Here is a 23233-nt window from a genome sequence, read left to right as displayed (position 1 = left end):
GCCTACCAGCCCGAGGCGGTGAGCACGACGGAGGTCTGCGCGGCGTCGCCCCAGGCCAGCTCGCGCAGAAGGCTCAGCGCGCCCTCCTCCGGGTCGATCAGGCCGATGCCGCGGCGGGCGTACTCCGCGGTGAGCTCGGGCGTCACCATGCCGCCGTGCGCCCCGACCGGGGCCCACGGTCCCCAGTGCACCGTCAGGCCCCGGTGCCCGGTGGCCTGCGACCAGCGGGTGGCCATCGCGTCGAGCGCGTCGTTGGCGGCCGCGTAGTCGCTCTGCCCGCGGTTGCCGTACGCCGCCGCGATGCTGCCGAACATCACCACGAACCGCGGCGCGGCCCCGCAGGCGTCCAGGGCGTCGAGCACCGACCGGGCGCCGTCGACCTTGGTGCGGAACACCCGCTCGAAGGAGGCCGGGTCCTTGTCGCCGATGAGCTTGTCCTCGATGATCCCGGCCGCGTAGACCAGGCCGTCGATGCGGCCGTGCTCGTCGTGGACCCGCTTGACGAACCGGCGGGTGGCCTCGTCGTCGCGCACGTCCAGCGAGTGGTAGCGCACCTGCGCACCGAGCTCGGTCAGCTCCGCCACGGTCGCGTTGACCTCGCGGGCGGCCAGGATCGCCGAGGCGGTGCGGTCGATGTCGGCGGGCGAGCGCATGCCCCGCCGCGCGAGCGCCGCCCGCAGCGCCGCCTTGTCACCCGCGGCCGCCAGCTCCGGGTCCTCGTCCGTCTGCGGCAGCGGGGTGCGGCCCACCAGCTCGATCCGGCACCGGGAGGCGGCGGCGACCGTACGCGCGAACCACGGCGTGATCCCCCGTGCGCCGCCGATCAGCACCACTACGGAGTCCTGGTCCAGTCCGATCGCCCGTGCCTCGGCCACGCCGTCGCCGGCCGGCCCGGCACCGCCGTCGGCCAGCATGCCCAGCCCGGCCTCGGTGAGCCTGCCCACCAGCCGCCCGTCCGCGCGGCGGTGCACGACCGGCGCGGTCGTCGTGTCGTGCAGCTCCTCGACCAGGCCGCGCGCGATCTCGTCGGCGGACGCACCGGCGCTCACCTCGACGTAGCGGGCGACCGTCTCCGGATACTCGCGGGCGATCGTGCGGAACAGGCCGGTCAGACCGTCCGTACGCGCGCTGCCCTGCTCCGGGCCGACGGCGACGAGCCAGCGCGGGCCGGCGGCGAGCGCCTTCTTCAGGAAGCCGAACGCGTCCGGCAGCAGCGGTCCGGCGCCCTCGGTCAGTCCGTCGAGGAGCACGACGCCGTCCACCCCGGCCGGATCGTCGTCGGTCGACCCGGTCGTCGCGTGGGCGCCGGACTCGGCCAGCAGCTCGGCCAGGCGGGCGCCGGGTGCGCCGCCGCCGGTGACGAGGAAACGAGCCCCGGCGAGGTCCGGTGCGGCCGCCTCCGCCGGCGCGGCCACCTCCAGGCGTGTCACCAGCCGCTGCGGCGCGATACCGGCCCGGGGCGGCGGCTCGCTCGCCTCGGCCCTGACCGGTGGCTCGGCGACGGCCGGGGCGGCCGACGCGTTGATCTTCGAGTCGAGCCAGCTCACCATCGCCCGTACCGTGCGGGCCTTGACCAGGTCCTCCAGCTCCGACTCGTCACCCTCGACGGCCAGACCGAGCTTGTTGGCCACCTCACCGGCCACCTCGGCCCGCTTGATCGAGTCGACGCTCAGGTCCGCCTCGAGGTCCAGGTCGAGCTCGATCAGCTCCTCCGGATAACCCGTCCGCTCACTGATCACCGCGAGGACCGCGCTCTGCACGTCGATCGCCGGCGCCGCGGCCACCACCGGCGCGGCGGCGGCCGGTGCGGTCGCAGGCGCCGAGGCGTTGATGCGGGTGTCCAGCCAGCTCACCATCGCCCGTACCGTGCGGGCCTTGACCAGGTCCTCCAGCTCCGACTCGTCACCCTCGACGGCCAGACCGAGCTTGTTGGCCACCTCACCGGCCACCTCGGCCCGCTTGATCGAGTCGACGCTCAGGTCTGCCTCCAGGTCCAGGTCGAGCTCGATCAGCTCCTCCGGATAACCCGTCCGCTCACTGATCACCGCGAGAACGGCGCTCTGCACGTCCAGGCCGGGACGCGCGGCCGGCGCGGGGTCGAGCAGCGCCTCCGTCTCGGCGACCGTCGGATAGTGCACCGCGGCGGTGGGCGCGGCCGCGGGCGCCGGCGAGACGGGCGCCGACACGGGTGCCACGGCGGGCACCAGCGCCTGCATCGGGGCCGCCTCGGCGGGCTGCCAGACCAGGCGGCCGCCGCCGGCGCCCTCTCCCAGGTAGGCGAGGAGCACGTCGCGCTGGGTCGCGATCAGATCCCGGCTCGTCCGCAGGAACTCGCTGACGAGCTCGCTGCGGTTGTCACGGGCGCCCTGGGGGCCGGGCTCTGCGGTCATCGTGAACTCCTCGATCTCGATGCGCCGGGCGGGGGTCATCCCGCCGGGCAGGCACTGTCCGTCGCGATCGCGCACGGCCTGGCCGTCGACGGTCCAGGTGGGACGGTGGGACGCAGGGGCGGCCGGGCCGGTGGTGTCCCGCCCGGCGAAGAGCCAGCCGGTCTCCACGGGTACGCCCGCACAGGCCAGCTCGGCGGCGGCGGTGAGCAGGGCACGCAGCCCCTGCCCCGGGCGGCCGTCGACGGTGACGACCAGGTGCGGGCGGTCGCCGAGCACGGCGCCGACCAGGCCGGCGAGCACGTGTCCGGGGCCCGCCTCGACGAAGATCCGGGCGCCGGCGGCGTACATGGCCTCGACCTGCTCGACGAAGCGGACCGGGGAGCCGATCTGGGCGGCCAGTCCGGCGCGCACGGCCTCGGCGTCGCCCGGGTACGGCTCGGCACTCCGGTTCGACCACACCGGCACCTCCGGCGCGCCGATCGCCCGGGTCGCGAGCACGTCGGCGAAGGCCGCGGCCCCGCCCGCCACCACCGGGCTGTGGAACGCGGCCGCGACCGGGATGCCGCGGGCCCGCAGCCCGGCATCCGTGAGCGCGGCCGAGGCCCGCTCGACGGCCTCGGTCGGGCCGGAGATGACGACCTGCTTGGGCGCGTTGTGGTTGGCCAGCACCACCTCGTCGGCGAGCCCGGCCGCGGCGAGCACCGCGCGGACCTCGTCGGCGGTGCCCCGGATGGCGGCCATGGCGCCCGGGTCGTCGCCCACGGCGGCGAGGATGGCGGCGGCCCGCTCGCGGCTCAGGTCGAGCAGCGTGGCAGGGTCGAAGGCGCCCGCGGTGCACAACGCCACGAGCTCGCCGTAGCTGTGGCCGCCGGCCAGGTCCGGGCGTACGCCCAGGCGGCGCAGCACGTGGTCGACGGCGAGCCCGCCGATGCCGAGGACGGGCTGGGCGACCCGGGTGTCGCGTACCCGTTCCTGCTGGGCCTTCTCGGTCTCCTCGTCGAACGCGGTCGGCGGGAACAGCAGGTCCGCCCACTCCCGGCCGAGCTCCAGATACTCCCTCAGCTCGGGGAAGGCGACGAACAGGTCGGCGAGGGCGCCGGGCTTCTGGCTGCCCTGGCCGGGGAAGAGGAACGCGACCTTGCCGGTCTCGGTGGCGGCGGGCGGCTGGACCAGGCCCTTGCGCGGGTCGTGCTCGCCGTCGAGCGCGCGCCGCAGCAGATCGGCCAGGTTGTCCACGTCGGACGCGACCACCGCGATGCGCACCGGACCGGTACGCGGATCCGACTCACGTGCCGACGCGGCGGCCAGCTCGCGCAGGGGCGCAGTGCCGGGCAGCTTGTCGAGCAGCTTGCTGACACCGCGCCGGGCGGCCTCCACGGTGGTGCCGCGGAACAGGAAGAGCTCGGCGGGCCACTCCTGGCGGGTGTGCCGCGGATCGGCGGTGGCCGCGTGCGCGCTGAGCACCACGTGGAAGTTGGTGCCGCCGAAGCCGAACGCGCTGACCCCGGCGATCCGCTCGGACGCGGGCGCGGTCCACGGGCGGGTCTCGGTGTAGAAGGCGAACGGGCTGGCCTCCGGGCTCCACGCCGGGTTCGGCCGGCTCAGCCCGATCGTCGGCGGCTTCACGCCGGTGTGCAGGGCGAGCGCCGCCTTGATGACGCCGGCCATGCCCGCGGCGCACTTCGTGTGGCCGATCTGCGACTTGACCGAGCCGAGCACCGTGCCGCCCGGGCGCGCCCCGGACTCGGTGAACAGCCGGGTCAGCGTCTCCAGCTCGGTACGGTCACCCACCACCGTCCCGGTCCCGTGCGCCTCGACCAGCCCCACCTCGCTCGGCGAGATGCCCGCCCCGCCGTACGCCCGGTCCAGGGCCCGCCGCTGCCCCTCGGCGCGCGGCGCGGTCAGCCCGAGGGCCCGCCCGTCGCTGGCGCCGCCGAGGCCCTTGATCACGGCGTACACGCGGTCGCCGTCGCGCTCGGCGTCGGCGAGCCGCTTGAGGACGACCGCCGCGACGCCCTCGCCGAGCGCGATGCCGTCGCCGGTGCTGTCGAACGTGCGGCACCGGCCGGTCGGCGAGAGTGCGTGCGCCGAGGTGAACATCAGGTAGTCGTTGATGCCGTTGTGCAGGTCGGCGCCGCCGCAGATCATCAGGTCGCTGTCGCCGGCGATCAGCTCCTTGCACGCCGAGTCCATCGCGGCCAGCGAGGAGGCACACGCGGCGTCCACGGTGTAGTTCGGGCCGCCGAGGTCGAGCCGGTTGGCGACCCGGCCGGCGATGACGTTCGCCAGCACGCCCGGGAACGTGTCCTCGGTGACCGTCGGCAGCATGCCCTCGAGCTGCTCGGGCACGTCGCCCAGATAGCCGGGCAGCAGCGTTCGCAGCGTCTGCGTCTGGCTCATGTCGCTGCCGGCTTCGGCGCCGAACACCACACCGGTGCGGCCGTGGTCGTGACCCGAGTCGTACGCGTACCCCGCGTCGACCAGGGCCCGGTGCGAGATCTCCAGCGCGAGCAGCTGCGTCGGGTCGATGCTGGCCAGGGCCGCCGGCGGGATGCCGTACTTGATGGCGTCGAACGGCACCGGGTCGATGAATCCGCCCCACTTCGAGACGGTGATCCGGCCGGTCTGCCCGGGGCCGACCTCGGGCGCGTAGTACGTGTCGACGTCCCACCGGTCGGCGGGCACCTCGCCCACCCGGTTGGCGCCGCTGATCACGGTCTCCCAGAAGCTGGCCAGGTCGGGCGAGCCGGGGAAGACGCAGGCCATGCCAACGATCGCGATGTCCAGCGGGTCGGCGACCTCGGCCTCGAGCACCGGGTCGAGCCCCAGGTCGGCGCGCAGGGCGGTGACCCGGTCGGCATGCGTGGCGGCGGCCGCGGCGGTCACCTGCTCGTGCAGGCCGGCGATCGTGGTGGCGGCGTCGCGCAGCACCGCGACCTGGCCGGCCATGAACAGCCCCTCGGCCGCCTGGGTCGCTTCGTCGACACCGACCAGCTGGTCGCCGTCGCGGGTCACGCCCTTGCTGGCGATCCGCAGCCGGCCGACGTTGAGCATCTCGAGCTGCTCCCAGACGACCCGGTTCTCCACGCCGGCCGCCTCGAGCTGGTCGCGCAGGCCGTGGAAGTCGTCGACGAACGCCGACTGCAGGCACCGGGTCGCGTGGCCGGGGGCGGTCTCCAGCAGTGCCGTACCCGTCGCCTCGATCGCCTGCTGCTGGAACAGCGGCTGGATCGCGCCGTGCGTGACGGCTTCCTCGGTGAACAGGTACGCCGTACCCATCAGCACGCCGACCTGGGCACCGCGGCGGGTGAGCGGACCCGCCATCGCGGCCACCATCGCCGCGGAGCGCTCGTCGTGGATGCCGCCGGCGAAGAAGACTTGCAGCTCGGCGGCCGTGCCCTCGGGCCGCTCGGCGAGGAATTCCTCCAGGACGCCGACCTGCGCCTCCCACAGCGGGAAGCTGGCGCGCGGGCCGACGTGCCCACCGCACTCGGCGCCCTCGAAGATGAACTTGCGCGAGCCCGCCTGCAGGAACTGCCGGAGCAGCCCGGGCGACGGCACATGCAGGAACGAGCTGATGCCGTCGGCCTCCAGCCCCTTCGCCTGGGCGGGACGGCCGCCGGCGATGATCGCCACGGCCGGGCGGATCTCGCGGATGACCTCGATCTGCGCGGCCCGCAGCTGCTCGGGCGCGAAGCCCAGCACGCCGACGCCCCACGGCCGGTCGCCGAGCGCGGCGGCGGCCTCGGTGAGCATCCGCCGGCTCTGCTCGGCGTTCGCCAGGGCCAGGGCGATGAACGGCAGGCCGCCGCCGTCCGCGACGGACTTGGCGAAGCCGGCGACGTCACTCACCCGGGTCATCGGGCCCTGCGCGACGGGCAGGTCGACGCCGAGCGTGCGGGCCAGCGGCGCGCCCGGGCTCAGCGCCTCGCCGGCTTCCGCGTGGGCGAGTGCGTCGAGGATGGCCTCGCGCACCGCTCGTACGGCGGTGGCGGTGTCCGCGTACCGCTTGGCGAAGTCGGCGGCGAGCCACCCGTCCTGGCCGATCGGGAGCAGGGCGCCGGCGACGTCGAGTCCGCGTACGCCGTCCCGCAGCACCGCCTCCGTGCCGTCCATACGACGGATCACCGATCGCGCGTGATCGGACACAGTGGACTCTTCGAGCAAAAGGATCTGACTGTCGAGCAGAACGCCCGCCGCCCCGCCGACGACGCACGCCGCCGCCGTGTGCGGCCCGACACCCCCGGCCGCCCAGACCGGCAGCTCCAACCGGGCCTCGTCGCCGGTCAGCTGCTGCAGCAGCACGAAGGAGCTGAGCTCACCGACCCGGCCGCCGGACTCCATACCGCGGGCGACCAGCCCGTTCGCGCCCGCGGCGGCGGCTGTACGAGCCTCGGCGAGGCTGGTCACCTCGACCACGACGCGGTAGCGCTCGGCCAGCTCGGCGACGTCCCATCCGGCGTCCGCGGTGATGATCACGAGCTCGACCGCGCTGCCGGCGACCCGCTCCAGGTCGGCGGGGGTGGCGGCGCAGGCGGACGTGACCCGTACGCCGAGTCCCTCACCCGTCCGGCGCGCCGCCTGGGCCAGCACGCGCAGGCTCCACGCGTCGCCGGAGCCGAGGTCGAGGACGCCCACGCCGCCGGCCCGGGCGGCCGCGGCGACCTGGTGCGGACTGGCTTCCAGCCCGGCGCCGCCGCTGACGGCCAGCACCAAGGAGCTCGTCTGTCGCGCTGTCTTCATCGGACTCCCGCTTCGTGATTCGGACACGGTGGAACAGGGGCGCACGGGGGATGAGGGGAACGAGAGATCTCAATACATGAATGTCGTTCGCAGCGGACATTATCGATCGGTGATTACAAAACAGTTACACCTTGTCGATGGAAAAAGTGCAGATTTTTTCGTACCGGGTGCATGTTCCCGGAGGTATATCAGCCCAGCTCAGTAGGACTTCTGGGGATGATCGGAGCGCTCGGCGGGCTGGTCCGGACGGCGCTTCCCGCAGCCTTCCTACGGTTACGTAGGTTACGGTGACGTAGCCGTAGGTTCCGCGCGGCGGCCGGCACGTCGGGCCGTGGTACGACCGGTGCTGGCAGGATGGCCGGGTGACCGAGCAGAGCGAGAGCAGGAACCAGCCTCGAGGCCGCCGCGCCCGCACCACCGCGGCGGCGAGCCGGGCCGCGGCCGCCCCCGCCTCGTCCCGCGTCCGCATGTCCGCCGCGCAACGGCGCGAGCAACTCATCGCCATCGGCCGCGAGCTCTTCGCCGAACGCGGCTTCGACGCCACGTCCGTGGAGGAGGTCGCGTCCCGCGCCAAGGTTTCCAAGCCCGTCGTCTACGAGCATTTCGGCGGCAAGGAAGGCCTCTACGCGGTCGTGGTCGACCGGGAGGTGCGGGCCATGCTCGACCGCATCGCGGCGGCGCTCACCGCCGGCCACCCGCGCGAGCTCCTGGAGCAGGCGGCGCTCGCCCTGCTGGACTACATCGAGGACGAGCCGCACGGCTTCCGGGTGCTGGTCCGGGAGGCGCCGGTGCTGCAGCCCGCGGGCAACTTCTCCAGCGTCATGAACGACGTGGCCCACCAGGTCGAGCACATCCTCGGCGCCGAGTTCAAGTCGCGCGGCCTGGACCCCAAGTTCGCCGAGCTCTACTCGCAGGCGCTGGTGGGCATGGTGGCGCTGGTCGGTCAGTGGTGGCCCGAGGCCCGCAAGCCGAAGAAGGAGATGGTGGCCGCCCACCTGGTGAACCTGGCCTGGAACGGCCTCTCCCACCTCGAGGCCAAGCCGTCGCTGCTGACCCGCCGGATGCGCTGAGCCGGGCTCACACCGGGTTGTGGGCCTCGGCGGTCTCCGCGCGGCTCGCCTCCGCGCTGCCGACCTTGCCGTACAGCCCCGCGGTCAGCACCACCAGGCCGATCAGGGTCAGCACGATGACGTTGACCATCGAGGCGTCGAGGATGTTCGCGTCCGTCTGCAGGAACGCGAGCAGCACCATGGCCACCCCGAGCAGCACCCAGCCGAGCGCCACGTTGAGGTGGTGGTGCACGTTGCCGCCGAGCAGGACGGCGGCCAGGATCCCCAGCCCGATCAGGGTGGCCAGCCAGGCGCCGGCCGGGTTGGCGCGCAGCCCGAGCACCCAGTCGTGGCCCCGGTGGAAGAACGGGTCGCCCCACGTGGCGGCGATGCCGAGGACGCCGAAGAGGGCCAGGAAGGCACCGGCGGCACCGGCGAGCGCCCGGTACGCCGGACGGAGGTGGTGGTTGAGGGGGTAGTGAGCCATCAGGCGTTCTGCGCCTCGCGCACCTGCCGCGGCGCGCCGGCCTGCGACGGCGGCGCGATCTTGCTGTACTGGCTCGCCATGATGAGCACCAGGCCGACCAGGTACGTCACCACGACGGTGGCGATGCTGAAGTCGAGGAAGTTGGCGTCCGTGCGGATGGTCGCGAGCTCGTAGCTGCCGACGACCAGCAGGCCCCAGCCGAAGTACTTGTCGACCATGACGTCGGAGTTGCGCCCGATGACGGTGGCGACCAGCACGAGCGCGCCGATCAGCAGCGAGACGATCGACCAGAACAGATTGGCGTGCTGGCCGAGCACCCGGTCGCCACCCTTGCCGAACAGGCCGTCACCCGCGGTGACGATGATCCCCACGATGCCGAAGAGGATCAGGTAGACGCCGGTCAGCGCGCCCAGGGCGCGGTAGAGCGGCCGCAGCGGGTGATTGACCGGAGTGTGCGCCATGGTGTCCGTCTCCAACGTCGGTATGTGTTCATGGAGATTCTCGCGCATCGCGGTAACGCCCGCAGGAGCACCCCCGGATCAGGCGTCGCCCACCCGCTCGGCCAGCTCCAGCCAGGCCTCCTCGACCTGCGCACGCTCGGCCTGGACGGCCTTCAGCTGGGCGTCCAACTCCATGATCTTGTCGTAGTCGCTGCCGTGCTCGGCGAGACCCTCGTTGATCTTGGCGATCCGGTCCTCGAGCTTGCCGAGCTGCCGCTCCAGCCGGCCGAGATCCTTCTTGGCCGTCCGCACCTCGGCGGCCGACATGCCCGCCGGCTCCTCCGGCGCGGCGACGTCGCTCCGGGCCCCGCCGTTCGCCGCCGAGGAGGCGGGGACGGCGGCGGAACCCGCCAGGCGCGCGAGGTATTCGTCGACACCGCCCGGAAGGTGCACCAGCCGGCCGTCGCCGAACATCCCGTATGCCGTGTCGGTCACGCGCTCGACCAGGTAGCGGTCGTGGCTGGCCACCACCATCGTCCCGGGCCAGGAGTCGAGCAGGTCCTCCAGCGAGGCCAGGGTGTCGGTGTCGAGATCGTTGGTCGGCTCGTCGAGCAGCAGCACGTTGGGCTCCGCGGCCAGCAGGCGCAGCAGCTGCAACCGGCGCCGCTCGCCGCCGGAGAGGTCGCTGACCGGGGTCCAGATGCGCTTGTCGGTGAAGCCGAAGACCTCGGCGAGCTGCCCGGCCGACAGCTCCCGGTCGCCCAGCTTGACCCGCTTGGCCACCTCCTCGACCGCCTCGAGCAGGCGCAGGTGCCCCGGCAGCTCCTTGAGCTCCTGGGAGAGGAACGCCGGCCGTACGGTCGAGCCGGTGACCAGGCGCCCGCCGTCCGGCTTCGTGACGCCCGCGAGCAGGCGCAGCAGCGTGGTCTTGCCGGCGCCGTTGGCTCCCAGGATCGCGATCCGGTCGCCGGGCCCCACCTGCCACGTCAGGTCCGAGAAGATCGTCTTCGGGCCGGCCTGCAGGCGCACGTCCTCCAGGTCGTACACCTGCTTGCCCAGCCGGGTGGTGGCCAGCCGCTGAAGACTGACCTTGTCGCGCACCGGCGGGACGTCCGCGATCAGCGCGTTGGCCGCGTCGATGCGGAACTGCGGCTTCGACGTACGGGCCGGCGGGCCGCGCCGCAGCCACGCGATCTCCTTGCGGAGCAGGTTCTGCCGGCGCGCCTCGACGGCGGCGGCCACCCGCTGGCGTTCCGCGCGGGCCAGGGTCCAGGCCGCGTATCCGCCCTCGTACGTGTGCACCTGCTCGTCCACGACCTCCCACGTCGCGGTGCACACGGCGTCGAGGAACCAGCGGTCGTGGGTGACGACCACCAGCGCGCCCCGGCGGCCGAGCAGGTAACGCGCGAGCCAGTCGACGCCCGCGACGTCGAGGTGGTTCGTCGGTTCGTCGAGGATCAGCAGGTCGGACTCGCGCACCAGCAGCGCGGCGAGGGCCACCCGGCGGCGCTCCCCACCGGACATGGGGCCGACCGGGGTGTCGAGCCCCAGATATCCCATGCCGAGGCCGTCGAGGATCGCGCGGACCCCGGCGTCGCCGGCCCACTCGTGCTCGGCGCCCATGTCCTCGGCGAGCCAGGCGGTGCCCAGCACGACGTCGCGCACGGTGGCGTCGGCGGCCAGGGAGAGGGTCTGCGGAAGGGCGGCGACGCGCACGTCGCGCCGGTGGGTGACCCGGCCGGAGTCGGGCTCCTCCACCTTGGCGAGCATCCGCAGCAGGGTGGACTTCCCGGCGCCGTTGAGACCGACGATGCCGACCCGGGCGTCGTCGTCCAGCCCGAGAGAGACGTCGGTGAGCAGCTGACCGGCGGCGCCGTAACCCTTGTTGACCCGGTCCAGATTGACGATGTTGGTCACGATGCCGTCAAGCCTACCTTGTCTCGCGACAAGTCCCGGATGAAGGGTTGCTCACACCGCCCGCGCCCCCGGCATCGGTCCGCGGGCCGCCACCGCCGTACGGCACACGCCCGCCCCCGACAGCCGCGACGCCACATCCTCGGCATGCTGGCCGTCGGTGGCGAGGAACACGCACGTCGGACCGGAACCGGAGACGATCCCCGCCACCGCGCCCGCGTCGTACCCCGCCTTGAGCACGTCCGCCAGCGCCGGTCGCAGCGACAGGGCCGCCGGCTGCAGATCGTTGGCGAGGGCCGCCCCCAGCACCTCCGGCTTGCGCTGGCGCAGCGCGGCCATCAGCTCGTCGGGGCTCTCCAGCGGGGTGGGCGGCCACGGGCTGTCGCGCAGCCGGTCGAGCTCGCGGTAGACCGCCGGGGTCGACAGGCCGCCGTCGGCGATCGCCACCACCCAGTGCCAGGTGGTCGGCCGGGCCAGGATCGGGCTGACCGCCTCGCCGTGGCCGGTGCCCAGCGCGGTGCCGCCGTGCAGCAGGAACGGCACGTCCGAGCCGAGCTCCGCGCCGATCTCGGCCAGCTCGTCCTTGCTGAACCCGGTGCCCCAGAGCAGGTCGCAGGCGAGCAGGGTGGCCGCCGCGTCGGCGCTGCCCCCGGCGAGGCCGCCGGCCAGCGGGATGGTCTTGCGCAGGTGCAGGCGGGCGTGGGCGGGCACCCGGGCCTTGTGGGCCAGCGCGCGGGCCGCCCGGATGATCAGGTTGCTCTCGTCCAGCTCCAGCTCGCCGGCGCCCTCGCCCTCCATGGTCAGCGCGAGGGTGTCGCCACGGCGCGCGGTCAGCTCGTCGAACAGGCTGATCGCGTGGTAGACGGTGCTCAGCTCATGGAAGCCGTCGGCACGCAGCGGCCCCACGCCCAGGTGCAGATTGATCTTGGCGGGCACCCGCACCCGGACCGGCCCGGCGAACCTGCGCGGCTTGTCGTCGTCCGGTCCCCACGCCTCCGTCACGGAGCGATGCCCCGGGTCGCCCACTGCGACGTCCGCGGCCGCACGAGACATCGCGAACACGACGCCGTCATGAGTCCACCTCCTCGTGCCGCCTGCTGGACGCGCTGAGCTTACCGCCGTACCCGAGGGAGATCGCGGCAGCCGCGACCGCGGCGAACTCGGCGACCGTGAGCGCCTCACCCCGGGCCTGGGGGTTGATCCCGGCCGCCACCAGGACCTGTTCGGCGCGATCGGCGCCACCGGCCCACCCGGCCAGCGCCGCCCGCAACGTCTTGCGCCGCTGCGCGAACGCCGCGTCGACCACCTCGAAGACCGCAGCGCGAGGCACGTCGAAACCCCGCTCGCGGCGGGAGAAGGCCACGAGACCGGAATCGACGTTGGGCACGGGCCAGAAGACCGCCGGGGGTACGCGACCAGCAGCGCGCGCGTCCGCATACCAGGCGAGCTTGACCGACGGCACGCCGTACACCTTCGAGCCGGGGCCGGCGATCAGGCGGTCCGCCACCTCCTTCTGGACCATGACGAGCCCGCCCCGCAGCGTCGGCAGGACGGCGAGCAGGTGCAGCACGACGGGGACCGCGACGTTGTACGGCAGGTTGGCGACGAGCATGGTCGGCGCCGGCGAGAACGCGTCCGCGGTCACCTTGAGCGCGTCGGCGGGGTGCACCGTCAGGTCCGCGGCACCGGCCCGCTCGGCGACGGTCGACGGCAGGGCGGCGGCGAGCACCGGGTCGATCTCCACCGCGTGCACGTGGGCCGCCGCGCCGAGCAGGCCAAGGGTCAGCGACCCGAGCCCGGGGCCGACTTCGAGGACGACGTCGTCGCCGGCGAGCCCGGCCGCGGCGACGATGCGGCGCACGGTGTTGGGATCGTGCACGAAGTTCTGGCCGAGCTTCTTCGTCGGCGCGACCCCGAGCCGCGCGGCGAGCTCCCGGATCTCCGCCGGGCCGAGCAGTGCATCAGCCATGGGGTCACAGCCTACGGCGCGGCAAGGCGCCGTTCGCGTGACCCTGCGTCACGGGGCAGCGGCGACGTGCGCGGAGGGGGTACAACGAGGGGCATGACGGAGCTGCTCGAGCTACGCGGCGTGGTCGAAGCGACACCGGACGAGGTCGCGGCGGTGCTGCTCGACGCCCGGCCGGGCGGGCGGTCGCCGATCGCGGCCACCGGCTCCGCCAGGCCGGCCAAGGGCGACGAGTTCACCGTCACCACGGACGGCAGCATGATCACCGTGACCATCGACCGGGCCGCGCGCTCGGTCGTCCAGCAGGGCGAGTGGTGGTATCGCGGGGTCACCAGCGTCGAGCCGGACGAGCGCGGATCGCTCGTCGTGCACCGCATCTTCAACGTGGCCCCCGGGCACCGCTGGGCGGTTCGCTTCGTCTCCCGCGGGCCGCTGCACGCCGCGCCCACGGCCTTCGCCAAGCTTCTCGGCGGTCTCGGCGAACGCCTCGACTGCGCCGCCTACCCCCTGCCCGCCTGACCTGCCGCCGTCAGCGCCACGAACCGAAGACCCGCTCGCCGTTCGCGGAGATCGCCGCGCACAGCGCGTCCAGGTCCCGGCCGGTCACCTCGGCCAGCGCCCGCACCGTCAGCGGAATCAGGTACGACGCGTTGGGACGCCCCCGGTACGGCACCGGGGTGAGGTACGGCGCATCGGTCTCGACCAGCATCTGCTCGGGCGGCGTCACAACAGCGGCCGCGCGCAGATCGCCGGCGTTCGCGAACGTCACCGTGCCCGCGAAGCTGAGCAGGTAGCCCCGGCGTACGCACTCGGCGGCGAAGTCCGCGTCGCCCGAGAAGCAGTGCAGGACCACGGTGTCCGGCGCGCCCTCCTCGTCGAGGATCCGCAGCACGTCCTGGTGGGCGTCGCGGTCGTGGATCACCAGCGCCTTGGCGTACCGCTTGGCGATCGCGATGTGGGCGCGGAAGCTGCGCTCCTGGGCGGGGCGGCCGGCTTCGCCCGTACGGAAGGTGTCCAGGCCCGTCTCACCCAGCCCGCGCACCCGCGACTCGGCCGCCAGCGTCTCGATCTCGCGCAGCGCCTCGTCGAGATCGTCCAGGGTCGGCGCCTCGTTGGGGTGCAGCGCCACGGTCGCGAGCACCGAAGGGTGGCGTGCGGCCAGCTCGGCGCCCCAGCGCGACGAAGCCACGTCGACGCCGACCTGGACCAGGCGGTCCACTCCGGACTTCGCCGCCGCGGTGATCAGAGCCTCGACCGGGTCGGCCGCCCTGCCGCCGGGCATCCCCGCCTCGTGCACGGTGATGTCCAGGTGCGTGTGGCTGTCGAAGACCGGTACGGCCAGGGGCTCGGGCGGCGGCGGGAACTCCCCGGCGCGGCGCGCGGAGCGCTTCTTGCGGGACTCGGACGGTTGCGTGTTCATCGCGGTCCAGCATCACACAGGTCCGGGTAACCCCGCGTTCACCCAGTAGCAACGACCTTCCTCTATGTTGCGACGGGTGACCCTGACCGGTGAGGACTCCGCCGTCGGCACCGACCCCCTCGAGCCGCCGCTGATGGCGCCGCTGCGCCGCGACCTCACCTGGGCGCAGGTGCAGGCCATGAGCCAGTCGGTGGGACACCGGCAGGACCCGGTGCTGCAACGGATCCGGGCCACCGCCGCGGTCCGCCGCGGCACCCGCATGATCAAGGTGCTCTCGGCCGCGCAGCTGGCCGGCCATCTGGCCGGCTGGCTGCCGTACGGCTTCTGCTACCGCGCCTGCGACATCGCCCACCTGCGCACCCCGGCCGAGCTCTCGCTGCTGCGCACCGACGGCGCGGGCGACGACGCGGTGGCGTACGCGCTGCGCTGGCGCGCCACCGACCCGATCGACTTCGAGATCCCGATGGGCGCGGTGCAGTCCGGGCTGCCCGCCCTGCCGGCGCACTCCCGGGTCGGCGCGATGGTGCTCGGCACCGGCTTCACGCCCAGCACCGACGACCTCATCCCCGAGTTCGTCACCGCGGGCTTCGCCGACCTGCCGATGCCGGCCAACGCCCAGCTGCTGGCCTACCCGGGCACCGGCGACGAGGTCGTGCTCTACACCTACCAGCCGGAGCAGCACGGCTGGCTGCGGCTGGCCGGTCCGCGCTGGCGGCACCTGCTCGAGGGGGTGCCCGGCGTCAGCCCGGACCGCGAGTACGTGCCCTGCACCGACGCCGGCTCGGCCACCCTGGTCGGCCGGATCAACGACAACGAGTACCAGGCCGTCGCCGACCCGCCGGACGACTTCCGGGTCCGCGCCCTGACCCGCGCGGCCCGCTATTCCGTGCAGACGCTGGCCCGCCGCGCCGAGCAGGCGCTGTGGCGCAACGTCCCGGCCTGGGTGCTGCAGCGCGACGAGAGCTGGGCGCGCCTCCGCCTGGTGCGCCCGGACGCCGACTCGGTGGCGGCCGTCGGCGCGCGCTGCTACGAGCGAGGGGTGTACGAGGTGTGGGCGCCCGTACGCGAGCTGACCGACCACCACATCGCCGAGCTGCCGTACCAGCTCTGACCCGACGACGCGGGGCCCGGCGATGCGCCGGGCCCCGCGTTTCCGCTCAGCCGTGGTCTAGCTGCGGGTGATCTCCGCCTTGACGGCGGACGGCTTGCTCTCGTTGTCGGCCCAGTCCCACGCCTTCGCCTCGACGCGCAGGGTGCCCTTCTTCAGGTTGCTCAGCTTCAGCGACCACTTGCCCTCGGACGCCTTCACCACCACCGGGACGCAGTCGCCCAGCTCCTGGATGGAGTGCAGGCGCTTCCACTTGTGCTGCGGGGTGTAGCAGTACACGCTGGTGCCGCTGAAGCGGGCCGCCAAGACGTAGACGTACGGCACGCCGGCGCCCTTGTCCTCGACGGTGCCGCGGGCGTACTTCCAGGAGCTGAGCCGGTCGGCGCTCTCCGGCTTCTTCACCTTGACGACCGGCTTCCAGGTGTCCTTCTTGACGGTCACCTTGCCGACGGCGAGCGCCGACGACGGGCCGTTGTCGTTGGTGAAGGTGGCCCGCAGGGTGACCTGACCGTGGACGAGTCCGCCGTTGTCACGGTGGTAGTAGATGCCGGTGACCGACTGGTTCCGGCCGCTGAGCTCGGTCGCGGAGCCGTCACCCCAGTCGAGCCGGATGCCGGTGGTGCCGGCCGGGACGGCGCCGATGGTGACCTTGAGCTCCTGGCCGGGCCAGAGCTCGCGCTTGTCCAGCGTGAACGTGCCCGGTGTGGTCACCTTCACCGTGTCGGCCGACGCCGTCGCCGTGCTGCTGTTGCCGGCGGCGTCCGTGAGGGTGAGCGTGACCGTGTAGGTGCCGTTCTTCGTGTACTGCTTCTCGACCGGCGCCTGACCCGCGACGATCGTGCTGGACGTGCCGTCGCCCCAGTCCACCACGCGGCTGATCGCTTCCGCGGGGCTGCCGTCGTCGTGGATCGGGCCCTGGATCAGGGCGACCCGCTGGCCCACCCACAGCGAGGTCGTGCTCAGCGCGAACACGCCCGTGGGAGCGGTGGTGTCCGAGGCCGGGTCGGTCGGGCCGGACGGATCCGGCGTCGGGTCCGACGGATCCGAGCCGGGGTCCGACGGCCCCGGCCCCGGGTCCGACGGGTCCGGGGCGGGGTCCGACGGGCCGGGCGTCGGGCTCGTGGCCGGGTCGGACGGGTCCGGCGCCGGGTCGGAGGGGTCCGGCCACGACGGGCCCGGGTTCCCCGGGTCGTCGGACGGCCACACCGACGTGGACGGAGACGGCGGCGGAGGCGCAGACACCGGCGGCGGGGTCCGCGACGGGTTGGTGGTGAGCGCCGCGCCGGCCACGGACGATGTGCCGGAGGCGAAGGCGGGCGAGACGCCGACAGCGCCGGTCGCGAGCAGCGCACCGCCGGCGACAGCCGCGAGAAGCGGGCGTGAAAGACGAATGTTCAAGGGAGCTCCTTCGAGGGGTGACCTGGCGAAGGAGACATGACGACATGGCACGGCCGCGTTCGCAGCCGTACTGATGAGACGTAACCGTTCCCCCGTGGTCGCGCTGAACGTACCCGACGATCACAACGTTGATCAATCCGCTTCCGGGCCGGCATGACGAAGCCCACCGATGCCCGGGGCTTCGGTGGGCTTCTGGGGCCGTACGGTCAGGAGCCGAGCCGCTCCAGCTCCTCGTCCACGACGGACGGATCGAGCTTGCGGAAGACGGGCTTGGGCGCGGCCAGCGGCGTGCCCGCCACCAGCGGCACCGACTCCCACCGCGCGCCGCCGGAGTAGTCACCCGTGAGCACCGGGTACGACGGGCCACCGTCCAGGTCCTCGACCTCCACGATGGACGGCATGGGCGCGTGCACGCCCCTGCCGCCGAGAAGCTCGTGCACCTTCTGCGCGGAGTGCGGCAGGAACGGGGTCAGCAGCGTGTTCGCGTCGCTGACCACCTGGAGGGCGACGTGCAGGATCGTGCCCATCCGCGGCTTGGACGCCTCGTCCTTGAGCTTCCACGGCGCCTGGTCGGAGAGGTAGCGGTTCGCCTCGGCGACCACCCGCATGGCCTCACCGATCGCCGCCTTCTGGCGGTGCTTGCCGATGAGGTCGCCGACGGTGGTGAAGCCGGCACGGGCCACCTCGAGCAGCGCGCGGTCGTCGTCGGTCAGCTCCCCCGCCTCCGGGATCGCGCCGAAGTTCTTCGCCGCCATCGAGATGGACCGGTTGACCAGGTTGCCCCAGCCGGCGACGAGCTCGTCGTTGTTGCGGCGGACGAACTCGGCCCAGGTGAAGTCGGTGTCGTTGGACTCGGGGCCGGCCGCGGCGATGAAGTAGCGCAGGGCGTCGGCGTCGTAGCGCTCGAGGAAGTCGCGGACGTAGATGACGACCTTGCGCGACGACGAGAACTTGCGGCCCTCCATCGTCAGATACTCGCTGGAGACCACCTCGGTGGGCAGGTTGAGCGCGCCCAGCGAGCCGGGGTTGCCGCCCTTGTCGCCCTCGCCGGAGTAGCCGAGCAGCAGCGACGGCCAGATCACCGAGTGGAAGACGATGTTGTCCTTGCCCATGAAGTAGTAGCCGAGCGACTCCTCCTGCCACCACCGGCGCCAGGCGTCAGGGTCACCCGAGCGCCGCGCCCACTCGATGGACGCCGACAGGTAACCGATCACCGCGTCGAACCAGACGTAGATGCGCTTGTCGCTGCGGTCCCGCCAGCCGTCCAGCGGAATCGGTACGCCCCACTCCAGGTCCCGCGTGATGGCCCGGGGCTGCAGGTCGTCGAGCAGATTCCGGGAGAACTTGAGCACGTTGGGGCGCCAGCCCTCGCGGGTGTCGAGCCACTTGCCCAGCGCCTCGGCGAACGCCGGCAGGTCGAGGAAGAAGTGCTCGGTCTCGACGAACTCCGGGGTCTCCCCGTTGATCCGCGAGCGCGGGTTGACCAGCTGCTCGGGGTCGAGCTGGTTGCCGCAGTTGTCGCACTGGTCGCCGCGGGCGCTCTCGTATCCGCAGATCGGGCACGTGCCCTCGATGTAGCGGTCGGGCAGGGTGCGCCCGGTGGACGGCGAGATGGCGCCCAGCGTGGTCTTGGCGACGATGTAGCCGTTCTCGTGCAGGCCCGTGAACAACTCCTGCACGACGGCGTAGTGGTTTCGCGTGGTCGTACGGGTGAAGAGGTCGTACGACAGGCCGAGCCCGTGCAGGTCCTCGACGATCACCCGGTTGTAGCGGTCGGCGAGCTCGCGCGGGGTGACCCCGTCGGCGTCGGCCTGCACCTGGATCGGGGTGCCGTGCTCGTCGGTGCCCGAGACCATGAGCACGTCGTGGCCGGACATCCGCATGTACCGGCTGAACACGTCGGAGGGCACTCCGAAGCCGGAGACATGACCGATGTGGCGCGGGCCGTTGGCATAGGGCCAGGCGACCGCGGCGAGAACGTGGCTCATGGCCACCAAGCGTAGTGACTCCGGGGGTCGCGCCGCGAACGGATAGGCATCAGCCCTTTTTGCCCCGACACGCCCGTCATGTGACGGAATCGCGGCGGACCCCGTAGTCCAATGGGAACCATGACCGGAGACGCGCCGCAGCCTGGGGAAACGCCGCGCACCGAGAGCAGCCCGTGGAGTTGGTCCGATCCGGGCACCGGCGCCTGGTGGCGCGGGGAAGGCGAACCACCCTCCCCGGCACCCCGGCGCGCCGAACCGGCCACGCCCACGATCGCGCTGCCCGCCGTCACCCAGCACACCGGCGAGGCGGCCGAGGCCCACCAGGCCGGCGCCGGCGACGCGACCGCAGCCCTGAGCCCGTCGCCAGCCGCACCCGGCGTCCCATCACCAGCCGCGCCCGGCGGCACGTCGCCAGCCGCGCCCGGCGGCACGTCGCCAGCCGCACCCGGCGCTCTGTCGCCAGCCGCATCGGCGGCCCCACCGGCAGCCCCGTCGCCGGCTCCGGCTGCGGCTCCGTCACCGGTCCCGCCGCCGACCCCGTCACCGGTTCCATCGGCGGCCCCGTCCCCGGCTCCATCTGCGGCCCCATCACCAGTCCCGCCGCCAACCCCATCGGCGTCCCCGCACGCTTCGGACGCCACGGCGGCCTTGCAGGCCACGGAGGCCGAGGCGCCGAAGGCCGCCGACAAACCCGTCGAGAGCCGCCACGACGAGGTCGATGCCGAGCGCTTCAACACCGAGGGCACGATCACGGCCTACGCCCCGAACACGGAAGACCCGGACACGGAGGAGACGCCCGCGCCCGAGGAGTCCGCGCCGCCCCCGCGCACCGGCTCCGCCGACGAGATCCAGGCGGCGGCTGCGGCCGTACCCGATGTCATGGTCCTGCCCGAGCCCGAGAGCAACCGGCCGACGGTGGTCCTGGACCGCGGGGCCGTGCCGGGTCAAGGCACCGCGAGCCGGCCGCGGCTCGCTCCCTCCCGCGCGGATCACGCCCGCGTCGACCGGGCCATCCAGGATCGGGTACGCGCAGAGCGCACGTCCGCGCTCCTGGAGACCTCCCCGTTCTGGCTGGACGACGACCAGCGTCCCGCGGCCGAGGAGGTTCCGGACCGGCCCCAGCGCACCGTCCGCCCGCCGAGGCACCGGGGCCGTGAGCCGCGCCGCCCGGTCAGCGGCCTGCTGGCGCTGCTCGTCCTCGCCCTGGTGGCCACCTTCTTCTCCTGGGTGAGCGCCGAACCGTTCTGGCTGGCGGTCGGGCACGGCCGGCCCGGCACGGCCACCGTGGCCGGATGCACCGGCTCCGGGGTGGCCCAGCGCTGCACCGGCGAGTTCACCACGGCCGACGGCGCCTACACCGTGCGCCCGATCGCCCTGCTCGGGGTCGAGCCGTCCCAGCGCGCCGCCGGATCCACCATCCCGGCCCGGATGGTCAGTACGGACAGCCGCCAGGCGTACGTCGGCGCCACCGGCGTCCTGGTTCACCTGCGCTGGTCGCTGGGCTTCGTGCTGGTGCTGCTCTGCGGCCTCGGCATCGCCGGCCTCACCGGGGTACGGCGGCTGGAGACCGCCCGAGCCCGGCGTGCCGCACTGCTGATCAGCCTCGCCGCGCCGCTGACCCTGCTGGCCGGGTTCCTCGTCACCGCCTACTGAGCGTTGTGCACCAACGCGTAGACCTCACGTTTGCGCAGCCCGTACGCATCGGCGACGGCCTGGATGGCGTCCCGCCGTGACACGCCGCCGGCCTCCCGTTCGGCGACCGCCGCGCGCAGGTCCTCGTCGGCCGGGCGTTCGGCCGGGCCGGCGGGGGCGCCGGCCACCACCACGGTGATCTCCCCGCGCGGCTCGGCCTCGGCGGCCCAGGTGGCCAGCTCACCGAGCGGACCGCGGCGGATCTCCTCGTACGTCTTAGTCAGCTCCCGGCAGACCGCGCCGGCCCGCTCGGCGCCGAAGACGCCGGCCAGGTCCTCGAGCATCCCGGTGATCCGGTGCGGCGCCTCGAAGAAAACCAGCGTGCGGGGCTCGGCGGCGAGCTCGCGCAGCCGCGACCGCCGGCCCGAGCCGGAGCGGGGCAGGAACCCCTCGAAGCAGAACCGGTCGCTGGGCAGCCCGGACAGCGCCAGCGCGGTCGTGACGGCGCTCGGGCCGGGCGCGGCGGTCACCGGGAAACCGGCGTCCAGGGCGGCCCGGACCAGGCGGTATCCCGGGTCGGAGACGCTGGGCATGCCGCCGTCGGTCACCACCGCGACGACCGCGCCGCCGCGCAGGGCCTCGACCAGATCCGGCGTACGCCGTTCCTCGTTGCCCTCGAAATACGACACGATCCGCCCGCCGACCGTGACGCCGAGGTCCCGGGCCAGCCGGGTGAGCCGGCGGGTGTCCTCGGCGGCGACCACGTCCGCGCTGGACAGCACGTCTCGCAGCCGCGCGGAGGCGTCACCGATGTTGCCGAGCGGCGCACCGACCAGCACGACCCGACCGGAACCGTTCTCGTCCACGACCCGAGTCCATCACACTTGCGGCCCGCCGCTGCCTCCAGGCACCGGGGTACTGGACGGGCGGCCTACGATCGCGGGGTGACTTCGGCGACAGCGGAGACAGACACCCCGAGCCCCCCGCCCGCGGACGACGTCCCGGCGGAGGGCGCCACCACGGGCGCCGGCGGCGTGCCCGACGCCGTCCGGCGGCGGCTGGCCACGCTCGACAACTGGCTCAACCCGTACTCGTGGCTGGTCACGGCGCTGGTCGTGGGCATCGCGGCGGTCCTGCGGCTGGTCGGTCTCGATCGCCCGAAGGGGTACATCTTCGACGAGGTCTACTACCCGACCGACGCCTGGGACATGCTCCAGCACGGCGTGGAGTGGGACGAGAAGACCAACGGTCCCGCGTACGTGGTGCACCCGCCGCTGGGCAAATGGCTGATCGCGCTCGGCGAGAAGGCGTTCGGCAACACCGAGCTGGGCTGGCGTTTCCCGGCCGCGATCGCCGGCACGCTGATGATCCTCGTGCTGATCCGGGTCGCGTACAGGCTGTTCCACTCGATCGTGCTGGCCGGCACCGCGGGCCTGCTGATGAGCCTCGACGGTTTCCAGCTCGTCCTGTCCCGCACCTCGCTGCTGGACATCTTCCTCGGCCTGTTCATCCTCATCACGTTCGCGACGATGGTGCTGGACCGCGACCATTACCGCCGCCGCTGGCTGCGCGCCCTGGAGTCCGGCTACGACCCCGCCGCCCGGCACGGCAGGCCGCGCATCATCCCCTGGTGGCTCCTCGTCGGCGGTGTCACGTTCGGCCTGGCCTGCGGCGTCAAGTGGAGCGCGCTGTTCTTCGCGCCGTTCTTCGCGCTGCTGGTGGTCGTCTGGCGGGTGCAGGCCCGGCGCTCCGCCGGCGTCCGCAGCCCGATCATCTCCGGCTTCCCGGGCGACCTCGGCTACCTGGTCCTCAGCTTCATCCTCACGGTGATCTTCTACCTGGCCACCTGGACGGGCTGGTTCGTCACCAACACCGGCTACTTCCGGCACTACCGCCAGGCCAACGGGCTCAGCGAACCCCCGATCCTCGGCGCGCTGCTCAACCTCATGCACTACCACTACGAGGCGTACACGTTCCACAGCGGCCTGACCGACCGCCACGTCTACCAGTCCTGGCCCTGGCAGTGGCTGCTCCTGGGCCGACCGGTCGCCTTCTACTGGAACGGCAACGGCAACTGCGGGGCGCCCAGCTGCGCCGCGGAGATCCTGCTCCTCGGCACGCCGATCCTCTGGTGGTCGTTCCTGCCGGCGCTGGGCGCGCTGGTCTGGTTCGGCATCGCCCGCCGGGACTGGCGGGCCTTCGCCATCGGCACGGGCGTGGTCGCCGGCCTGCTGCCGTGGTTCTACTTCGCGCTGGCGGACGGCCGCACGATGTTCTCGTTCTACGTGCTGCCGGCGCTGCCGTTTCTGATCCTGGCGGTCGTCTACACCCTCGGCGCCATCATGACTCCGCCGTCCGGATTGGCCACCGGCGCCGGACGCACCGACAGACAGCTGATCGGCACCATCGTGGCCGGCGTATACGTCCTCCTGGTGGCGCTCTGCTTCGCCTACTTCCACCCCATCTTCGTCGGCCAACTGATCCCGTACGACGACTGGTCGGCGCGCATGTGGCTCGGCGGACGCTGGATCTAGGGGTTCGGCCGCAGAGGTGCGGACATGGCAACGCCCCGATCGCCTGCCACGGGGGAAGCGGGCGATAGGGGCGTGCAAGAGGAAGCTTAACGAGGGTCGCTGACCGGCACAACGGGTGGAGTCCGCCGGTTGTGCGAAAACTTGGCGAACAAACGCCGCGCGAC

Annotated in this window: 15 protein-coding genes; 5 read left to right on the top strand and 10 right to left on the bottom strand. The window is 73.1% G+C overall.

Features of this window, described 5'->3' with window-relative positions:
• Nucleotides 1-2: 2 nt before the first annotated feature.
• On the bottom strand, nucleotides 3-7133 hold the full coding sequence (locus ACIBO8_RS04255; RefSeq protein ID WP_396113607.1) for an SDR family NAD(P)-dependent oxidoreductase: 7131 nt from the start codon (nucleotides 7131-7133) through the stop codon (nucleotides 3-5).
• 467 nt (nucleotides 7134-7600) lie between these two features.
• On the opposite strand from ACIBO8_RS04255, the gene ACIBO8_RS04250 reads away from it, so the two are divergent.
• Complete coding sequence (locus ACIBO8_RS04250) at nucleotides 7601-8203, top strand: TetR/AcrR family transcriptional regulator (RefSeq protein WP_396113890.1); 603 nt, start codon at nucleotides 7601-7603, stop codon at nucleotides 8201-8203.
• 7 nt (nucleotides 8204-8210) lie between these two features.
• Here the strand turns inward: ACIBO8_RS04250 and ACIBO8_RS04245 are convergent, their stop codons facing one another.
• The 5 genes from ACIBO8_RS04245 to rsmA all read right to left on the bottom strand — a co-directional run bounded on the left by ACIBO8_RS04245 (nucleotide 8211) and on the right by rsmA (nucleotide 12992).
• The gene (locus ACIBO8_RS04245; RefSeq protein ID WP_396113606.1) at nucleotides 8211-8669 is read right to left on the bottom strand and encodes a DUF4383 domain-containing protein; all 459 of its coding nucleotides are present in this window, start codon (nucleotides 8667-8669) and stop codon (nucleotides 8211-8213) included.
• Nucleotides 8669-9130: a DUF4383 domain-containing protein gene (locus ACIBO8_RS04240; protein WP_396113605.1), complete on the bottom strand. Its 462-nt coding sequence runs from the start codon at nucleotides 9128-9130 to the stop codon at nucleotides 8669-8671. Before ACIBO8_RS04240 ends, ACIBO8_RS04245 begins: the two co-directional genes overlap by 1 nt.
• 78 nt (nucleotides 9131-9208) lie before the next feature.
• Nucleotides 9209-11026: an ABC-F family ATP-binding cassette domain-containing protein gene (locus ACIBO8_RS04235; RefSeq protein ID WP_396113604.1), complete on the bottom strand. Its 1818-nt coding sequence runs from the start codon at nucleotides 11024-11026 to the stop codon at nucleotides 9209-9211.
• Between the two features lie 51 nt (nucleotides 11027-11077).
• Complete coding sequence (locus ACIBO8_RS04230; RefSeq protein WP_396113603.1) at nucleotides 11078-12025, bottom strand: 4-(cytidine 5'-diphospho)-2-C-methyl-D-erythritol kinase; 948 nt, start codon at nucleotides 12023-12025, stop codon at nucleotides 11078-11080.
• A gap of 67 nt (nucleotides 12026-12092) precedes the next feature.
• Nucleotides 12093-12992 carry a 16S rRNA (adenine(1518)-N(6)/adenine(1519)-N(6))-dimethyltransferase RsmA gene (gene rsmA / locus ACIBO8_RS04225; protein WP_396113602.1) on the bottom strand — a complete coding sequence of 300 codons (900 nt, stop codon included), beginning with the start codon at nucleotides 12990-12992 and terminating at the stop codon, nucleotides 12093-12095.
• A gap of 93 nt (nucleotides 12993-13085) precedes the next feature.
• Here rsmA and ACIBO8_RS04220 point away from each other — a divergent pair, with 93 nt between their 5' ends.
• Nucleotides 13086-13508: a hypothetical protein gene (locus tag ACIBO8_RS04220; protein WP_396113601.1), complete on the top strand. Its 423-nt coding sequence runs from the start codon at nucleotides 13086-13088 to the stop codon at nucleotides 13506-13508.
• Nucleotides 13509-13518: 10 nt separating this feature from the next.
• On the opposite strand, the gene ACIBO8_RS04215 is transcribed toward ACIBO8_RS04220, so the two are convergent.
• The gene (locus ACIBO8_RS04215; protein WP_396113600.1) at nucleotides 13519-14409 is read right to left on the bottom strand and encodes a TatD family hydrolase; all 891 of its coding nucleotides are present in this window, start codon (nucleotides 14407-14409) and stop codon (nucleotides 13519-13521) included.
• Between the two features lie 76 nt (nucleotides 14410-14485).
• Between ACIBO8_RS04215 and ACIBO8_RS04210 the strand changes: the two genes are divergently transcribed.
• Nucleotides 14486-15520: a hypothetical protein gene (locus ACIBO8_RS04210; RefSeq protein WP_396113599.1), complete on the top strand. Its 1035-nt coding sequence runs from the start codon at nucleotides 14486-14488 to the stop codon at nucleotides 15518-15520.
• Between the two features lie 57 nt (nucleotides 15521-15577).
• Here the strand turns inward: ACIBO8_RS04210 and ACIBO8_RS04205 are convergent, their stop codons facing one another.
• Both ACIBO8_RS04205 and metG read right to left on the bottom strand, forming a co-directional pair.
• Nucleotides 15578-16915 (bottom strand): PKD domain-containing protein, encoded by a 1338-nt coding sequence (locus ACIBO8_RS04205; RefSeq protein ID WP_396113598.1) that lies wholly within the window; start codon nucleotides 16913-16915, stop codon nucleotides 15578-15580.
• Nucleotides 16916-17121: 206 nt separating this feature from the next.
• Entirely contained in the window at nucleotides 17122-18903 is a 1782-nt protein-coding gene (gene metG / locus ACIBO8_RS04200) for a methionine--tRNA ligase (protein WP_396113597.1), read from the bottom strand.
• Between the two features lie 648 nt (nucleotides 18904-19551).
• Between metG and ACIBO8_RS04195 the strand changes: the two genes are divergently transcribed.
• On the top strand, nucleotides 19552-20556 hold the full coding sequence (locus ACIBO8_RS04195; protein WP_396113596.1) for a hypothetical protein: 1005 nt from the start codon (nucleotides 19552-19554) through the stop codon (nucleotides 20554-20556).
• On the opposite strand, the gene rsmI is transcribed toward ACIBO8_RS04195, so the two are convergent.
• Nucleotides 20550-21401 (bottom strand): 16S rRNA (cytidine(1402)-2'-O)-methyltransferase, encoded by an 852-nt coding sequence (gene rsmI, locus ACIBO8_RS04190; protein WP_396113595.1) that lies wholly within the window; start codon nucleotides 21399-21401, stop codon nucleotides 20550-20552. The two genes, ACIBO8_RS04195 and rsmI, sit on opposite strands and share 7 nt — an antisense overlap.
• A 78-nt stretch (nucleotides 21402-21479) precedes the next feature.
• Between rsmI and ACIBO8_RS04185 the strand changes: the two genes are divergently transcribed.
• Nucleotides 21480-23069, top strand: coding sequence for a dolichyl-phosphate-mannose--protein mannosyltransferase (locus ACIBO8_RS04185; RefSeq protein ID WP_396113594.1), 1590 nt, complete (start codon nucleotides 21480-21482; stop codon nucleotides 23067-23069).
• Nucleotides 23070-23233 lie beyond the last annotated feature (164 nt).

This window comes from Actinoplanes sp. NPDC049681 (assembly GCF_044465265.1).
Classification (GTDB): Bacteria; Actinomycetota; Actinomycetes; order Mycobacteriales; family Micromonosporaceae; genus Actinoplanes.
Note: the sequence above shows the minus strand (reverse complement) of the source record. Positions and strands in the feature narration are given on the sequence as shown.